General features: G+C 61.4%; 13 protein-coding genes. 4 read left to right on the top strand and 9 right to left on the bottom strand.

Annotated elements, in window-relative coordinates; all coding sequences use genetic code 11:
* Positions 1-17 precede the first annotated feature (17 nt).
* The 5 genes from C7S18_RS05960 to C7S18_RS05940 form a co-directional block, all read right to left on the bottom strand.
* The gene (locus C7S18_RS05960; protein WP_106890697.1) at positions 18-1019 is read right to left on the bottom strand and encodes an N-acetylornithine carbamoyltransferase; all 1002 of its coding nucleotides are present in this window, start codon (positions 1017-1019) and stop codon (positions 18-20) included.
* Between the two features lie 269 nt (positions 1020-1288).
* Positions 1289-2053 (bottom strand): ABC transporter permease, encoded by a 765-nt coding sequence (locus C7S18_RS05955; protein WP_106890696.1) that lies wholly within the window; start codon positions 2051-2053, stop codon positions 1289-1291.
* Positions 2050-2979, bottom strand: a complete 930-nt coding sequence (locus C7S18_RS05950) for an ATP-binding cassette domain-containing protein (protein ID WP_170113143.1) — start codon at positions 2977-2979, stop codon at positions 2050-2052. Before C7S18_RS05950 ends, C7S18_RS05955 begins: the two co-directional genes overlap by 4 nt.
* Before the next feature lie 577 nt (positions 2980-3556).
* A complete protein-coding gene (locus tag C7S18_RS05945) occupies positions 3557-4249 on the bottom strand; it encodes an HAD family hydrolase (RefSeq protein WP_106890694.1) in 693 nt (230 codons plus the stop codon).
* 72 nt (positions 4250-4321) lie between these two features.
* On the bottom strand, positions 4322-4873 hold the full coding sequence (locus tag C7S18_RS05940; protein WP_106890693.1) for a glycine zipper 2TM domain-containing protein: 552 nt from the start codon (positions 4871-4873) through the stop codon (positions 4322-4324).
* A gap of 197 nt (positions 4874-5070) precedes the next feature.
* On the opposite strand from C7S18_RS05940, the gene C7S18_RS05935 reads away from it, so the two are divergent.
* Positions 5071-6843, top strand: a complete 1773-nt coding sequence (locus tag C7S18_RS05935) for a thioredoxin domain-containing protein (RefSeq protein ID WP_170113142.1) — start codon at positions 5071-5073, stop codon at positions 6841-6843.
* Between the two features lie 7 nt (positions 6844-6850).
* Here C7S18_RS05935 and C7S18_RS05930 read toward each other — a convergent pair whose 3' ends face one another.
* A complete protein-coding gene (locus C7S18_RS05930) occupies positions 6851-8488 on the bottom strand; it encodes a tetratricopeptide repeat protein (protein WP_146151777.1) in 1638 nt (545 codons plus the stop codon).
* Between the two features lie 117 nt (positions 8489-8605).
* On the bottom strand, positions 8606-9373 hold the full coding sequence (locus C7S18_RS05925; protein ID WP_170113141.1) for an arginine deiminase family protein: 768 nt from the start codon (positions 9371-9373) through the stop codon (positions 8606-8608).
* Positions 9374-9603: 230 nt separating this feature from the next.
* On the opposite strand from C7S18_RS05925, the gene C7S18_RS05920 reads away from it, so the two are divergent.
* Positions 9604-10947 (top strand): M20 metallopeptidase family protein, encoded by a 1344-nt coding sequence (locus C7S18_RS05920; RefSeq protein WP_106890689.1) that lies wholly within the window; start codon positions 9604-9606, stop codon positions 10945-10947.
* A gap of 858 nt (positions 10948-11805) precedes the next feature.
* On the opposite strand, the gene C7S18_RS05915 is transcribed toward C7S18_RS05920, so the two are convergent.
* A complete protein-coding gene (locus C7S18_RS05915) occupies positions 11806-12711 on the bottom strand; it encodes a hypothetical protein (RefSeq protein ID WP_106890688.1) in 906 nt (301 codons plus the stop codon).
* Positions 12712-12733: 22 nt separating this feature from the next.
* Positions 12734-13390 carry an arylesterase gene (locus C7S18_RS05910; RefSeq protein WP_106893936.1) on the bottom strand — a complete coding sequence of 219 codons (657 nt, stop codon included), beginning with the start codon at positions 13388-13390 and terminating at the stop codon, positions 12734-12736.
* A 34-nt stretch (positions 13391-13424) separates the two neighbouring features.
* On the opposite strand from C7S18_RS05910, the gene C7S18_RS05905 reads away from it, so the two are divergent.
* Both C7S18_RS05905 and C7S18_RS05900 read left to right on the top strand, forming a co-directional pair.
* Entirely contained in the window at positions 13425-14147 is a 723-nt protein-coding gene (locus C7S18_RS05905) for an ABC transporter ATP-binding protein (protein WP_425481117.1), read from the top strand.
* Complete coding sequence (locus tag C7S18_RS05900; RefSeq protein ID WP_106890686.1) at positions 14147-16645, top strand: ABC transporter permease; 2499 nt, start codon at positions 14147-14149, stop codon at positions 16643-16645. Before C7S18_RS05905 ends, C7S18_RS05900 begins: the two co-directional genes overlap by 1 nt.
* Positions 16646-16752: the final 107 nt, after the last annotated feature.

The following is a 16752-nucleotide window of genomic DNA, read 5'->3' as shown; positions in this document are numbered from 1 at the left end:
GCGTTAGCGCGCGCCGACTAGCGCGCGCCAGTCAGCCAGCGCATCACGGCCTTTTGCACGTGCAAGCGGTTTTCGGCTTCGTCGATGATGATCGAGTTCGGTGAATCGACCACGCCATCGGTTGCCTTGATATTCCGGCGCATCGGCAGGCAATGGCCGAACAAGCCGTTGTCGGTCAGCGCCATCTTGGCCTCGTCGACCATGAAGTGTTTGTGCGCATCGCGGATCGGCTTTTCCTGCTCCCAGCGACCAAAGTAGGGAATCGCGCCCCAGCTCTTGGCATAGACCACATGCGCGCCGGTGTACGCCTCGGTTGGGTCGTGGCTCACCTTCAGGCTGCCGCCACTTTCAGCTGCATTCGCTGCGCCGAGCTCCATGTAACGCGAATCCAGCAGGTACTCGGGCGTTGGGCACAGCAGCGTCACGTCAAAGCCCAGCCGAGTCGCAATCAGGAGCGCGGAGTTGGCCACGGCCGTGTTGAGCGGCTTCGGGTGATAGGTCCAGGTCAGCACGTATTTCTTGTTTTGCAGATTGCCGAGACGTTCTTTCAAAGCCAGCGCATGCGCGAGTTCCTGGCACGGATGGGTGATCGTTTCCATATTGATGACCGGCTTGCCCGCATACTGCGCAAACGCTTTGAGCACGCGGTCTTCGCGGTCGACAGACCAGTCTTTGAATTTCGGGAACGCGCGCACGCCGATCACGTCCACGTAGCGCGACAGCACACGCACCATCTCGGCGACATGCTCCTCTTCCTCGCCGTCCATCACCGCCTTTGGTTCAAACGCCACGCCCCACGCGTCTTTGCCCGGCTGCAATACCACCGCATGGCCGCCCATCTGGAACGTACCGATCTCGAACGAACTGCGCGTGCGCAAGGAGGAATTGAAAAACACCAACGCGACCGCTTTGTTCTTGAGCGAATCGTTGATCGGCGATTGTTTGAGCGCCGCAGCGTCGGCCAGCAAGGCGTCAATCTCGGCCCGGCTGAGGTCGTTGGTGTTCAGGAAGTGGCGCATCGTTGAAGTCCTTGGCGAAATGGAAAAACAAAAAGCCCGGCTGGGGGGCCGGGCTCTAAGCAGAAAACAGGGAGCGACCGACCGTTATGTGGACACGGTACGGCGGGCACGCGAGGTCATCGACGCTGCGAAATCGGCGCCGAGGGTAGCGTTGTATGCGTGGGTCAGGTCAGTGCTCATCCCTGAAGTGTGCACGAGAGTTTCTGGAATTGTCAAAGAACTGCCGGTTACATTGCGTCAAACCGATCGCAATACGGTGCCGAATGGGACTATGACTCCGGGTCGCGACGACTGAACAACCAGGCACCGAGCGCCAAGGCGAGCAATCCCAACCCTAAGGAACTCGCCAACACGAGCGGCAGGAAGCGCGCATCGCCGGCCATGGTCCAAAGCGGCATCGACCAGGGGTACCAGTGCCCGAAGCGCTCCGACTGCCCAATCAGGAAGCCGGCCACCGTAGCGCTCATACCAATCGACACGGCGACGGTAAAACTAGACCAGCGCAGCGCCACCCAAGTCTGGACCATAGCCATCAACAGGCACGCCGGCACGGTCGCAAGCGCAGGCTTGGCGATCGCCCACAAAGGCGGCCATCCGGCGAGCCCAGAGTTTGGCTGCACCGCACCCAGCAGCCAGCCACCAAACGGGATCAACAGGATGAGCGACAACGTGGCGAGCAGGACCATCAGCATCAATACCAGCGCCTTGCTGGTGAAATGGCTGTGTCTGGGGACTGGCAACGCGAGCAGATACTTCCATTGCCGGTTCTGATGCTCAAGCCCGGCGAGCAGCGACGCTTGGAGCGTGATGTAGAGCGGCAACATCAGAAAGGTCCACAAGCCGATCACGCCCTCTGCGTACGTCAGCCAAGCCGCTTCCATGGGCGCGGGCGAGCGCTTGCTGTGATCCATCACCATCAGTTGCAGGCTCATCAGGGCGACGACCAAGCCGGGGGCAATGACCGCCATGCGGAGCGCCAGCGTGTTCTTCAGCTTGAGCCCTTCCGCGCGAATGCCTCGGAACACGAGATTCATGACTGCACCTCGGCCGCAGCGTGATTCGGGACCGATGCCATCGCATCGAGGAACATGTCTTCCAGACTCGGTTCATGCACACTGAGCCACGTCAGGCTGATCCCCGCTGCCATCAGGCCGCGGTTGATCTGCTCGGCAGACGCTTTGGGATTTGCGACCAAAATACGGTCAGCGCTCGGCCGACTCAAATACTCACCGTGGTCGGTGAGCCACTGTGCAGCGCCTTCGATGTCGGCACAACGCAGTTCCAGTTGGTTGGGGAAGCGACTACGCAGTCGCGTCAGGCTACCTTGGAAGAACAAGCGTCCCTGCTTCAGCAGTGCAAGGTGCTGCGCGAGCTGTTGCATCTCGTGCAACAAGTGGCTCGACAGGAAGACGGTGATGCCGTCGTCTTGCACGAGCTGGCGAAGCAAATGCCGCATCGCCAGCACACCCGGTGGGTCCAGACCGTTGCTCGGTTCATCCAGAATGAGGAGATTCGGGCGGTTCAGCAAGGCCATTGCGATACCGAGCCGCTGGCGCATGCCGAGCGAATACTGCGCGACGCGACGGTGCGCGGCATCGCTGAGATCAACGCGCAGCAATGCTTCGTCGGCCCGCTTCTCGGGCAGATCGAGCAACAGACAATGCGCGCGCAAGTTGTCGCGACCGCTCAAATGTGGATACACCGAAGGTGTCTCGACCATCGCGCCAACGCGCTGCAACGCGCGCCGATCCTGGCGGCTGAGGCGTTGACCAGAGAGCCAGACTTCGCCCGTGTCGGGCGTCAGTAAGTCCAGCAGCAGCCGGATCGTGGTGGTTTTGCCGGCACCATTGGGGCCGAGGAATCCGAAGATGACGGCTTCGGGCACTTGCAGGTTCAGGTCCTGCACACCGAATCCGCCGGGATACGTCTTGCTTAACGTCCTAGTTTCTATGGCCAACATGGCTCGCTCCGTCCTGGAACTTTGGTCGCGCGTTTGTGCGCCTATGCGGCGAGTGTGCGGGGTTTGGCGCATCGGGCCATGTGTCCTTTGGCCCATGTTGGTTGCCTGCCCGAATTTTGCCTTGGTTCAGTCACCGACGTGGGTTTTAGGCTTGCCACCTCTTGGCTCGCGATTGGTTCGGTCGCGATCGGGCAGGATTGCGAAAGCTGCGGCGGCTCGGCAAGATTGCCCTGGATCCCGGAATCCGCTGCGCGGCTTCCAGGATGACGACAATAGTGACACCAGCCCTCGAACACTTTTGTTTCCTCGGGCTGATCGAGGCGTTTTCAACCTGTCTGCTGCGCCAGAGTAACGACAATACGCGTTGACCCATTGTGGCAAGCAATCCCAAGCCAAACCAAACTGCTCGCCACGAACCAACCACCCTCTATTGTCGTCATCCTGGCGCAGCCGGGATCCAGGGCAATCTTGCGTCAAACAATCAATATCGCGTGCCGTGCGCCATCGTTGCGAGGACTTGATCCGGAGCTCAGGCAGTCTGGCGCCAACATTGGAGTCAGACGATCCCGAAGACCAATTACCTGCTGAATGCAGATTGCTGCCGACCAACCTTCGACCAAATCCGAAACACACCGCCACGCATCATGAATGCATGGTCCGCCATGGCCAACATCGCCTCATCCTCCACCGTGTCGCCATAGGCGTACACCACCGCGCCCGGTTCGGCATCCAACACAGCCTGCGCCAGCCGTACTTTCTCATCGCGCACACATTGACCGCCGTGATACCGACCGGTCATGCGGCCGAATTGGACTGCCAGATCCGAGCAGATGAGTTCCAGCCCGTGCGCATCGCACCAAGGCTTGAGATACACCGCCAGTGCCCCGGAAACCACCACGACGCGATGCCCGGCCTCGCGATGCCAAGCGAGCTGGCGCATGCCCGCGTCGCGCAGGTTCTTCGGGATGACGTCAGTGGCGAATTGATGCCCCAGACGATCTAAGTCTTCGGCCGCAACGCCGCGAAACCCGAGCCACACAATCACGGCTCGAATCAATCGACCGTCCACCCAACCGAGCTTGTAACCAAGCACCATCGGCGCCAAGAGCACTCCGAGCCACTGCCTGGGACGAGACACTGCGAACCGCATGAAGTCGGGCATCAGCTCGCGGGTCGTCAACGTGCCGTCGAAATCGAACAACGCCACCGCGCGATGTGGCAACGGCGGTGAACGGTCGGGATGGTCGAGCGTGAGTCCGGGTGATGTCATATCCGCCAACAAAAAAGGTCTGGCTGCCTAGGCAACCAGACCTTTCCGAAACTTTCTGTTCAGCGGCTCGGTTTACTCAACCGGCTCCACCGACACGCGCACCCGGAGACGCTCACCCGGGTCGTAGTTCAGGCGCGACATATACACCTCGCCGCGATAGCGGTATTCCACATCGTAGCCGTTGATCCGACGCTCTTCGCGCTCGACATCGACCACGCGGCAATCCTGGCGGGTGCCCTCAACCACACGACCCGGCTGCGAGCCGTTGTTCTGGTCGACGTTGTGGCCGATCGCACCGCCGATCACGGCGCCGGCAACCGTAGCCGCACGGCGACCATCGCCCTTGCCGACCTGATTACCGAGCGCACCACCGATAATCGCGCCGAGAATCGTGCCGCCGGTCGGGTCACCACCACTGCGCTGGGTATAGCGGGTCGGGACTTCCTGGCATTCCTCGCGCGGTTCGCGGGTGTAATACGTTTCGTAAATGGGGTCGACACGCAGCACGTCCGCATACGCATAGGTCACGTTGTCGGCCGGGGCCGGCCCATTCCAGTTGTCGGTGGCCTGGGCCAATGCCGTGCCACTGAACGTCAGAACAAGCAAAGACAAGATCAAACGCATGAGGTTCTCCAGACGGATGCCGACCAGTCTAGGCGGCGATTCCCGAATGGTGCCTGAAATCCCCGAGGATGTTGAGCGGTCATGTTGCGTGCAGTCAGGTTGCAGTGTGAATCCTGAATCGAATGCGGCAGTTGGCCGTGGCGCGCATCCACTGGGCATCTTGCCTCGGATACCGCATGATCTGCCTCGGAGCGCCCATGTCAACCCATTCACAGCCCTTTCATTTACGTCTATTTGGTCTGATTGCGAGCCTCTTGGTGGTCGCGTGCTCCGTTGCCGAGGCCGCCACCAAGACCGCCGTGCCCTGGCAGCGAGACGACCACCTGGCCTTCAAGCAGGCCAAAGCCGAGAACCGATTCGTACTGCTGTACTTGGAAGCGGTCTGGTGCCATTGGTGTCACGTGATGGACGCCGAGACCTATGCGGACCCTAAGGTCCAGGCCCTGATCACCGACCATTTCGTGCCGCTTCGTATTGACCAGGATCGCCGCCCGGACCTCGCCACCCGCTACCGCGACTACGGCTGGCCGGCCACGATCGTGTTTGCGGCGGACGGCACTGAAATCGTCAAACGCCAAGGGTTCATGGCCCCCGCGAACTTCACCCGACTGCTGCAATCCATTGTTGCGGACCCGAGTCCCGAGCGACTGGCCGGCATTGGGGAGGAAGCCGGTGAACCGGTCCGATCGGACTTGAGCGCCGAACTGCGTCAAGAATTGCTCAGACGGCATCGCGATAGTTTTGACCCGAAGCACGGCGGGCTGAACGCGTCGCAGAAATACCTGGACCGCGATCAGGTCGAATACGCTCTCGCGCATTCGGATCTGGAACCGGAGCGCCGGATTGCCGAAACAAGCCTGACTGGCGCGCGCGAGCTGCTCGACCCGGTCTGGGGTGGTGTCTATCAGTATTCGACTGGCGGCGACTGGGACCACCCTCATTTCGAAAAGCTGACGCGCATCCAGGCGGAATATCTCCGCGTCTACAGCCTGGGCTGTGCGATGTGGCAACGTGCTGCCGACTGTCAGGTCGCCACGCGCATTCTGGACTACATGAACGCGTTCCTCCGCGGCCCGAATAGCGCGTTCGGCGTGAGCCAGGATGCCGATTTGGTACCCGGCCAACACTCATCATCGTACTTTGATGGCGACGATGCGGCGCGGCGCGCGCTCGGCGTCCCAAAAATTGACGCACATCAATATGCCGCCGAGAACGGGCTGATGCTCGAAGCCCTGGCGCTGCGCGCGGCGTGGCTTTGCGACGCTCAGGCTGCCGAACAGGCCGAAGCGCTCGGCGCTTGGCTGCTCAAAGCGCGCAAATTGAAGCAAGGTGGCTTCCGCCATGATGCGGCCGATCAAGCCGGTCCCTTTCTCGCTGACACCCTGGCAGCGGGGCGCGGGATGCTCGCGCTCTACCAGCTGACTGCCGAACGGCGTTGGCTGGACGAAGCCGAATCAGCGGGCGATTTCATCCTTGCCCACTTTGCGGCGCCATCCGGCTTCTATGCTGCCCAACCGGGCCAAACGCCGATTCCGCCGGCCGTGCAACTGGATGAAGTGCTGGCGGTCGGTCGATTTCTGAATCTGCTGAGTCACTACACGGGCGAAACGAAACACGCAGCAGGCGCGGCCCATGCCCTCACCTTTCTGGCGCAACCCAAGATCGCCACTTCAAGATTGACGGATGCCGGCATTCTGTTGCTCGATGACCAACGCCAGCGCCCCCCGCTGCATGTGGTGGTGGTTGGGTCAAAGCAAGACGCCGGCGCACGTGCGTTGTTTCAGACCTTAAGCCGAATCGCCGAACCGTACAAACGACAGGAATGGTGGGATCCAACCGGGGGCAAGCTGCGCCATCACGATGTGCAGTACCCGAAACTGAAAAAGCCAGCGGCGTTTGTCTGTACTGAGAAGACATGTTCGGTGCCGCTATTCACGCCTCTACAAGTGATCGACTACCTCAAGAACTAGCAGCAGTTCAAGCAGCTCCCAACACCTGCAACCGGGTGAACGCCCGATCCACCCATCTTGGATCCGATTTCAAGTCGTTGAGTATCTGCCGATAACAAGCAATTGCTTGCTCGGTTCGTTTCTCGGCTTCAAAACACTCGCCAATGAGATAGCGCGCCAGTGTGTAGTTGGGGTCGAGCTTCAAGGCGTGCTCCAAACAGGCCCGGGCAGGTTCCGGGTGTCCGCAGTCTTTCATGCAGTTGCCAAAGTCCTTCCAGTGCGTTGCGTTGAAAGCATCGAGTTCCACCGCTCGCTTGAACCACGGCAACGCTTCCGGAAAGCGCTTCTCGCGCGCTAAAGCAATCGCCTGATTGTAGGCCTTGCTGGCATGTACTTCGGCTTCCGGACTGGGTTCTGGCGCCAGCGGTGATCGAACGGGTGCTTCTGGCGCCGCTGCCGGCGTTGCGGGCCTGACCGCAGCCGAATGGCCACCCCGAATCCGGTTGATCTGCTCCGTTGCCGCATGACGATGCTGCGGGCTCAGCTGAGGCACACGCAGCACGCGCTGCAAACTGACCAGCGCATCCTGTGCGCGGCCCTGTTGTAGTTGCGCTTCAGCCAACCCGATCAGCAATTCGACCTCATCTGGGTGGCTTCGAAGGAGCTTCAGTAACGCCAATTCCGCCAGATCATATTGCCGAGACTTGAGCTGCAGAAACGCCTGACGCCTTGGCAAGGACGCGCTGGTTGGGAACTGCCGCAGCGCTTTGCTCAAAACGCCCTGCGCCTGATCGAGGCGACCAAGTCGGGTCAGCACTAAACACCAGAGCTCGGGCCAGCGTTCTGACTGTGGCTCGCGCGCAGCAAGCTCTTGCAGTGCGACTAAGGCTGGCTCAAAGGCTTCGGCTTGAATCAGCAGTTCGGCTTGGGTTCCGAGTTCAGCGGTCTCAAGATGAATCCCAATCAGCGGCTTCATTGTCAGAACGACATTGCCAAAGTGCCCACGTTCAATGTGGGCACGGCACGTCTGAAAAATCGTAGCGATCGCACCTGCATCCAGGGTAGCGGCGTTAGGCGCGGACGGCACATGGAGCGGCTCGGCCGGCGGAACCTCTTGAACAATACCGGCAGCTTCTTGTGGCATCGCCCAGGCTGGCAGTCTGCGCCCAGTCAATGCCGTGAACAAGGCCGCGATGGGCTGATTCGCGCCATCGCGAAACCGCAACGCCACTTGCGCAAACGTGTTGATGACACGCCCTTGCGCATCGACCACACGAGCCTGAATCACCGCTTGCGGAAACTGCGGATGCATCTGCCAATGGACCGGCAGCGCGCGGCACAACACCTCACCAACATAGGCGCCAAAGTCAATAACCGTTTGCAGGATCATGCCTTGCGGCTGCCAGTTGGTCTGACCGACAGCGCGGCCGTCTGGTCCGAACATCGCATTGATGACCGCATCCAACCTCACCAGACTCTCGGCACTGAAGTCGAGTGCCTCTGGGAAATCCTTGAAAAAGGGCCCTTGCCGAGCCTGCGCAACAAACTGCTCCGCATGCTGACTGGCCGGTGTCGACAACCGGGGCGCTGGTTTGCCGCAGCGCAGGCAGTGCGCGAGGCCCACGCGGTTCTTACCGCCACATGCCGGACAGGTCCAGGGATCCATTGCGCCCTCCTTCACGACGGCCGACACACCGGCATCGCGTCACCCCGATTACACCACAAGCCCGCAACGCCTGTGAGTCGCTGTCTTGCGTGAATCAGACTGCCGACACAGGCGCGGTCAGACGGGCGGGGGAATCAAGACACTGAGACACGTCAGCCCAGCCTCCGCTTTGGCGAACTCAGAGATATCGAGGCATGTTGGGGCGATGCCGAAATCCGCCAGCAATGCTGCGGTTTTGGGGTGGGCATCCTGGACAAACCAATGGCCAGCGAGATGCAGCGAATTGCCTGCAAATGGCTCGTCAGCGGGGACATCCACCTGACCGTAGTCGGCAAACGCCTCGCGGTCGACCCACGCCGGGTTGATCAACACGAGATCCGGATGAATGGCCGTCACTGCGGTCTTCAGGTGCAACGCTCCGGGTACTCGGACGGCGTGAACTTTATAGGCATAAGGCCGCAACAACGCTGCGAGCGCGGCGATGGCGTCGGCATTGGTGCGCGTAGATAGCCCCACGTACACCTGTCGACCGATGCAGAGCACATCGCCTCCATCGAGTGTCGCGGGCGCGTGCAATCGGTGCACCGGCCGGTCTGCGGGCAAGGCTTCCGCGATCGAATCGACTTCGGTTTGTCGCGACAAGGCGCCCGGACGGGTCAGCACAAACAGCTCCGGGAAGGCCAATAACGCGTCCTCGACAAAGCACGCATCGGCGTGGTTTGGCAATGCCGACAAATTGAGGCTGGCACCCGCGACATGCGCCAGCGCTTGTTGATACCGATCGTGCTGGCGCAATGCCAACGCCGCGTCAATCGGATCCCGCTCCATGAACGTGAGTTCGGCGTGCGCCAACTCAGGGCCAGGCTGTCGCGTCAGTACCAGCATGCATTGCTCCGGATTCAGGCTTGTCGAGGTGAACCGCCGCCGACGAACGGCCGCAGCAAGAAGCTCACGATGATGATGGGATCCATGGGCCGACTCAAGGTCGGTGGTTATGACCGGTTCGGCACTGACGCCAGTAAGAAGCCGGTCGTGAATCATCATGGCGGCATGTCTCACTGGAACCGACAAAAGCTAAGCTCAGAGGCTCCTCGACTGCGCCGGAACTCGCTGCCATGCCCTTCATCCACACCGATTCGGTCTGCCGAGCTGTCGGCAAGCATCTGCTGTTGGCATCGATGCTGCTCACGCCCATCGGCTTTAGTCACGCGGCGACAAGCGCGCTGCAAGCTGATGTCGCTGCGGACTATCCCTACCTCAAATCGCTGTTCGAAACGCTCCATGCGAATCCGGAATTGTCACTTCAGGAATTCGAAACCGCCAAACGCCTTGCTGCCGAATTGAAGCCACTAGGTTTCGAGGTCACGACCGGCATCGGCAAGACGGGTGTGGTCGCGATCTTGCGAAACGGCGTCGGCCCGACGTTGCTCATCCGCGCTGACATGGACGCGCTGCCGGTGCAGGAGAAGACTGGGTTGCCCTACGCGTCAACCCGCACGCAGGTTAATTTGGAAGGCATCGAGATGCCGGTGATGCACGCCTGCGGCCACGACATGCATGTGACCAGTCTGGTCGGCGTGGCACGGCGCATGGTCGATCTGAAGTCGCAATGGCAGGGTACGCTGATGCTCGTTGGCCAGCCTGCCGAGGAGGATTACGGCGGCGCGCGTGGCATGGTGGCTGATGGCTTGTACCAGCGCTTTGGTCGGCCTGACTTTGCGCTGGCCATGCATGTGATTGCCAAATACCCCGCTGGCAAGATCGCGTTCGGCGAGGGCTTGATGTATTCGAGTGCGGACACCGTTCGCATTCGGGTGCGCGGTGTTGCAACGCATGGCGCATCGCCACACTTGGGCAATGATCCCATCGTCATTGGCAGCCAGATCGTGCTGGCCTTGCAGAACATTGTGACGCGCGAGATTTCACCAATCGAACCAGCGCTGATCACTGTCGGTGCGTTCCGCGGTGGCACGGCACCGAATGTGATTCCGGACGAAGCCCGTCTGGATCTCACGGTGCGGGCCAATTCGGAAGACACGCGCGCGAAGCTGCTCAAGGCGATTGAACGCGTCGCGATGAACACGGCCCGCGCCGCTGGCGTTGCCGAAGACCTGCTGCCACTCGTGTCGATTGATCCAACAGGTGCCGCCACGACGACCAATGATGCAGCGCTCGCCCGCCGTGTCCGCGCCGCGATGGTGGCTGGTATGGGGGAGTCAGCATTCACGGCCTGGAAGCAAACCGACATGGGCGCCGAGGACTTCCCAGATCTCGTGAATGTTGATCCGCCGATTCCGAGTGTGTACTTCGAGGTTGGCGGGACACCGCCTGAGCATCTCGCCAACAACACTTGGGCCGAGCATCACTCGCCACTGTTTCAGATTGCCCCGGAGCCCGCGATCAAAGCTGGCGTCGAGGCGATGACCTGGGCGGCGCTTGGATTGCTCGCAAAGCCTTGAGTGGTTTCGGTTAGCCGTGATGTATGGTTGCGCCGGTTCGCGGCAGGAGGGCCTTCAGGCCTGAATAAAGCTTGCGGCACGCTGGTTCGCGGCTGAAGCCGCTCCTACAAAAAATCCGGGTTCCAATCGCGCTTGCGGCAAGATTCGATGCTTGTTGTAGGAGGGCTTTCAGGCCTGAACAAAGCTTTCGGCACGCTGGTTCGCGGCTGAAGCCGCTCCTAAAAAAAACCGGGTTCCAATCGCGCTTGCGGCAAGATTCGATGCTTGTTGTAGGAGGGCTTTCAGGCCTGAACAAAGCTTGCGGCACGCTGGTTCGCGGCTGAAGCCGCTCCCACAAAAATCCCGTTCCCAATCGCGCTTCCGGCAAGCTTCGATGCTTGTTGTAGGAGGGCCTTCAGGCCCGAATCAGTCTTGCCGCACGCTGCGATCCCAAGACACGCAGTCTCATGGCGCGTCGACCCCTGCACCTGCAATCCAACATGTCATTGCGAACTGCCCATAGAACCCCAGCCACGCTGACAATCTGGGCGCACCACCATCCGCATCACCCGTAGGCAATGTGCTGTCGCACCACCCGCCAATTGTCGCGGCCGCTATGCACGTCGCGCGCGCACAACACCCGCCCCAAGATCGCCTGGAAACCCCAAGCGATGCCATGCGCGCAAGGTACCTTGCAAGCGTGAAACTGCAACTGTAAGAACTTACAGGGGGTTCAGCTGATCGGCCCGTGCTAGGCAGGGTTTCAGTTGACTTTGAGCCAGTTTAGTAAGGTGCGCATCAACCGCGGCGCGCGTCGCCTCCGAACTTAATCAACGACGCTCTGACGCGTTCAGCGTCTTGGTCGCCGTATGTTGTGGCTCATTTGGTGACGATAATCGTGACGCCCTCAATCTGCGCTGGGAGCTCGGCAGCGCCGGGCAGATTCGGTACGTACAAGGCCAGTTCACCTTGTCGATCGAGCGCGAAATCCAGCACGCGCGGATCACACTTCAAGCGCCGGCAGACCTCCTGCTCAGCCGCCTGTGTTTGTTCGACGGAAAGATAGGGAATCTGCCGTGCCAAGGGCGCGGGCCGGTCGGGCTCGCCGTTCAAGCGACGAATGATGGCATCGGCCCAAAGCTGCTCCAGGCACATGACGATGGGATACTGAAGCTGCACTCTGGCGAAATGCGCGAGCTCCTGTCGCTCGGTAACCACCGCCCGCAGATGTTGATATTGCCAAGCAAACTGCAAATATCGCCGCAGACGCTCCAGGGCGCGCGCATCCAGCGACTCAAATCCGCCATCAACGGCGACCGAATCGAGTATTTCGAAGGCATCTTCATTTGGGCAGATTAAATCGACCTCATCGCGGGTAGCCATGCGGTAGCGCACGTCTGGGTGCATGTAGGCATCGGAATGAGCCAAGAACCCCGCCTGCGTCAGGCCTTCGATTTGCAGTTGTCGACCAAGCAAGGCATCAATTGCGACGACCGGCGCGGACACCGTTTCGGCAATCTGCTCGCTGAACGCGTGCAACCGCCATGACAGCAGCACCAGTTCAGACGCGCCCTTCGCCTGCAAGCTTTGGGCGGCCGCGAGAACGATTCGCCGCTGACGCGCCGCATCCTGATCGCGCAGGGCTTCAGCGACCAGTTCAACATGGGCGTCAGCGACTACGCAGCGCGACGTGAGGTCGGGAAATACTTGCCGCAGCCGATCGAGACAACGAACCAGGACCTGCTTTGATTCACCCGCAATCAGACCAATCGTCGGCGTCACCATGGCACCTCCCGTAAACAGCTCGCTACAGCAACGGCTTCAGTGCCTCCAGCACATGCTTGCCGACCTGCACCTGCGCCTCGGCCGTGGGGTGCAGATTATCGTCCATGAAATTCTCGCGCCGGTCAGCAATGGGCGCCAGCAGAAACGGCAGCAAGCTGACCGACTGCTTCGCACTGAGGCTCTGGTACATCTGCCGGAACTGACCGGTGTACTCGGGGCCGTAATTTGGCGGAATTTCCATGCCGACCAGCAGAACCTTGATGTCCTTGGCCTGAGCCAAGTCGATCATCCTGGCAAGATTCGTTTCCGACTGCGCCAATGGCAGCCCGCGCAAACCGTCGTTGGCACCCAACTCCAGAATCATCACATCGGGCTTGATCTCGTCCAGAATGGCGGGCAATCGCCGCAGGCCGCCGTCGGTGGTTTCGCCACTGACACTGGCGTTGCGCACGTGCCATGCCCCGCCCTGCTCACTCAGCGCCTGTCCGACCCAATGGACCCAGCCCTGCTCCGGCGCCAGATTGTAGGCGGCCGAAAGCGAGTCACCGAACACCAGAATGGCGCGCGACTTCGTGTCTGAACTGGCGTGCGCGAGCGGTGAAGCCGCCAGAACCAACAGCGCACCCATGACGAAAGCTTGAATTGTGTTCTGCCAGATTCGGCCCCATCTCTGCCACATTGTCTGAATTTCTCCGGAGCGAAACATGCCTGCAATGGCCCAGCTTGCCACGCCGATCGTGAACGAACCACATCCAATCCCGGCCAGGCCCATGGTCCGCACGCAGCGATTGGGACGGCGGGTCCGCCTGGCGGAGCGCGAGCTGGTGATTCTGAGCGACGTCAGCTTCAGCATCCCAAGGGGCGAAACCGTCGCCATTATCGGCGCATCCGGCTCGGGCAAGTCCACACTGCTTGGGCTGCTCGCTGGTCTGGACCTCGCGAGCGAGGGCGAAGTGTGGCTGGATGAGCGCCCGCTCTCTGGCCTCGATGAGGACGCACGGGCCGCACTCCGCAACGAGCTGGTGGGGTTTGTCTTTCAGAGCTTCCAGTTGCTCCCCGCGTTAACTGCGCACGAAAACGTGATGCTGCCCTTGGAATTGGCCGGCATCCGCAGTGCCAGCACGCAAGCAGCGGCAGTCCTGAAGCGTGTTGGTCTGGGTGATCGCCTGGATCATTACCCGCGCCAGCTCTCGGGCGGTGAGCAGCAACGTGTTGCTATCGCGCGCGCGTTTGTCCGCGAGCCCCGAATCCTGTTCGCCGACGAGCCCACCGGCAACCTCGATACCGCCACCGGCAAGGTCGTCGCAGATCTGCTGTTCGATCTGAACCGAGAACGCGGTACCACGCTCGTGCTGGTGACCCATGACGAAAAGCTGGCGGCGCGCTGCAATTTGCGACTTCGCCTGGATGGCGGTCGCCTGGACGGGAGCCATTGATGCGCGTTCGCGACCTTCTGGCGCTGGGGCTCAGACAGTTCCGCCGTGATCTGAACTCCGGGGAGGCACGTGTGCTGCTCGCAGCACTAGTGCTCGCCGTGTTTTCGGTCGCAACGGTGTCGTTCATTACCGACCGTGCCCAAAATGCGCTGGCGCTGGAATCCAACCGGCTGCTCGGTGGCGACGCGGTGCTGCGCGCCGACACCCCGATTCCAGACAACCTGAAAGCCTTGGGCAAAGGGCTGGAGCAGGCTGAAGTCTGGAACACGATGAGCATGTTGCGCGTGGGCGACGACATGCGGCTCAGCGACTTGCGCGCGCTCGATGGCGCGTTTCCGTTGCGCGGTTACTACCGCTTGCAGACGGCAGCGGGCATTGAGCCGCAGCGTCGTGGCGGACCGGCCGCTGGCGAGGTGTGGTTGAGTCGCTCGGGCGTCAGCGCACTCGGCGCCGATCTCGGCAGCACCTTGGCGGTTGGTAGTTTGAATCTGCGGGTCAGCGGGATCGTGCTCGAAGAACCCGACGCGGCCATGGACTATTTCAACACCGCCCCGCGCGCATTCATCAGCATCGCCGACCTCAACGCGAGCGGTTTGGTACAGCCCGGCGCGCGCATCAATTACCGCTGGGTCCTGGCGGGTGCCGCCAGTGACGTACGATCGTTTACCGAGGCGGTCAAGCCGCAACTCGGTCGCGGCCAACGGCTCGAAACCGCGAGCGATGCCCGTCCAGAGTTGCGCACCGCGCTCGATCGTGCGGATCGATTTCTCGGACTGGCGGCGTTGATCAGCGTCGTGCTGGCCAGTGTTGCCATCGCCATGGCCGCGCGTCAGTACAGCGAGCGTCATCTGGATCACGCGGCCGTACTGCGTTGCCTCGGCGCGCGTCAGGCGCAGATCGCCAGCCTGCATGGCATCAGCATGAGTGCGCTGGCGGCACTTGCGATCACCATCGCCCTGGTTGCCGCCTACGGTGTGCAGGCGTTGGCCGTGATGCAGTTGGAGAAGATTCTCGGCGTTGAAACACCCGCAGCTGGGTTCGCGCCGGCATGGTTCGCGGCAGCCGTTGGACTGACCGTGTTGATTGCGTTTGTGTTGCCGCCGGTGCTGGCGCTCCGCCGCGTCCCGGCGCTCCGTGTGCTGCGCCGCGATCTGCCTGCGACCGAAGTCAGCGCTTGGGTCACCGGCGGATTGGGTCTCGCGGGACTGCTCGGGTTGCTGTGGTGGAAAGCGCAATCGGCCGCGCTCGCCAGTAGTCTGCTTGGCGGCTTGATCGTGGCATTCCTCGCGCTGACGTTGTTATCGGCCAGCATGATCTGGGTGTTGGGACGGTTCCGTGGACGCCTTCGCGGTGCTGCCCGGTTTGGTCTCGCCAATATCAGCCGACGGGCCACGTCGAGCATGGCGCAAGTGGCCGCATTGGGTCTGGGGCTGACCGTGCTACTCCTGCTGACCTTGGTCCGCACGGACTTGTTGGGTCGTTGGCAACAACTGATTCCCGACAACGCGCCCAACCGCTTCATTATCAACATTCAGCAGGATCAGACGGACGCGCTCCGCGACTTCGCGTCGGCCGAGGGCTTGGGCACCTTGCAGTTGTATCCCGTGGTGCGCGGCCGTCTCGTGTCGGTCAACGACACCGTTGTCACTGGCGACAGCTATGCCGATCGCGGTGATCGGGCCAAACGCCTCGCCGAGCGCGAGTTCAACCTCACTGCGCTCGCCGAATTGGCGGCCGACAACAACGTGGTCGCCGGCAAAGTTTGGACTGCTGCCGAAGCGGATTCGCCGCAATGGTCGGTCGAGGCCAGCTTCGCCGAGTTGCTCGGTTGGAAGTTGGGCGATCGCGTGCGGTTCGACTTGGGTGGGCAGATCGTCGAAGCGCCCATCACCAGCTTGCGGACCGTCAAATGGGAGAGCTTTCGGCCGAACTTCTTCGTGCTGGGCTCGCCCGGCACGCTGAAAAATATCACCGCGAGCTACATCACCACCGCCCGCGTAGCGCCCGAACAGACGGCAAGCATCAATGCACTTGTGCAGCGTTTCCCCAACCTGACCGTCATCGATGTCGGTGCGATTCTGGAGCAGGTCACCCGCATCGCGGCACAGGTCACCGAGATTGTCGAATGGGTCTTTCTGTTCACGCTGGCAGCGGGTGTGCTTGTGTTGGTCGCTGCGATTCATGCCACCCAGGACGAACGTCTTCGCGAAGGCAGTTTGCTGCGTGTGATGGGCGCGCGCCGCGGGCAAGTCCGGCTCGCCCAAGTGTCTGAGTTTCTGGTCATCGGCCTGATTGCCGGCAGCGTCGCGGTGCTCGCGGCCAATGGCATCGCCGGGTCGATTGCCAAAGGCGTATTCGATCTGGACTGGCAACCGGACTACAGCACGAGCGGCTTGACGTTGCTCGCTGCGGTGTTGCTGGTCGTCGCCGCGGGTTGGTTCAGCACGCGAAAGACCTTGTCTGCCCCCCCGAGCGAGACGTTGAGAGCACTAGCCTGACACCAACCCGACACCATCCTGGGCAGGATCAGCATGGACCCGCCCAGGACTTGCAGTCGCCCGGCATGCATGCGATACATTCCAGAACACCTCGCGACGAGCCGCCC

This window comes from Ahniella affigens (assembly GCF_003015185.1).
GTDB classification, from domain to species: Bacteria; Pseudomonadota; Gammaproteobacteria; order Xanthomonadales; family Ahniellaceae; genus Ahniella; species Ahniella affigens.
The sequence above is the reverse complement of the archived record's forward strand: the minus strand, read 5'-3'. Positions and strand labels throughout refer to the sequence as shown.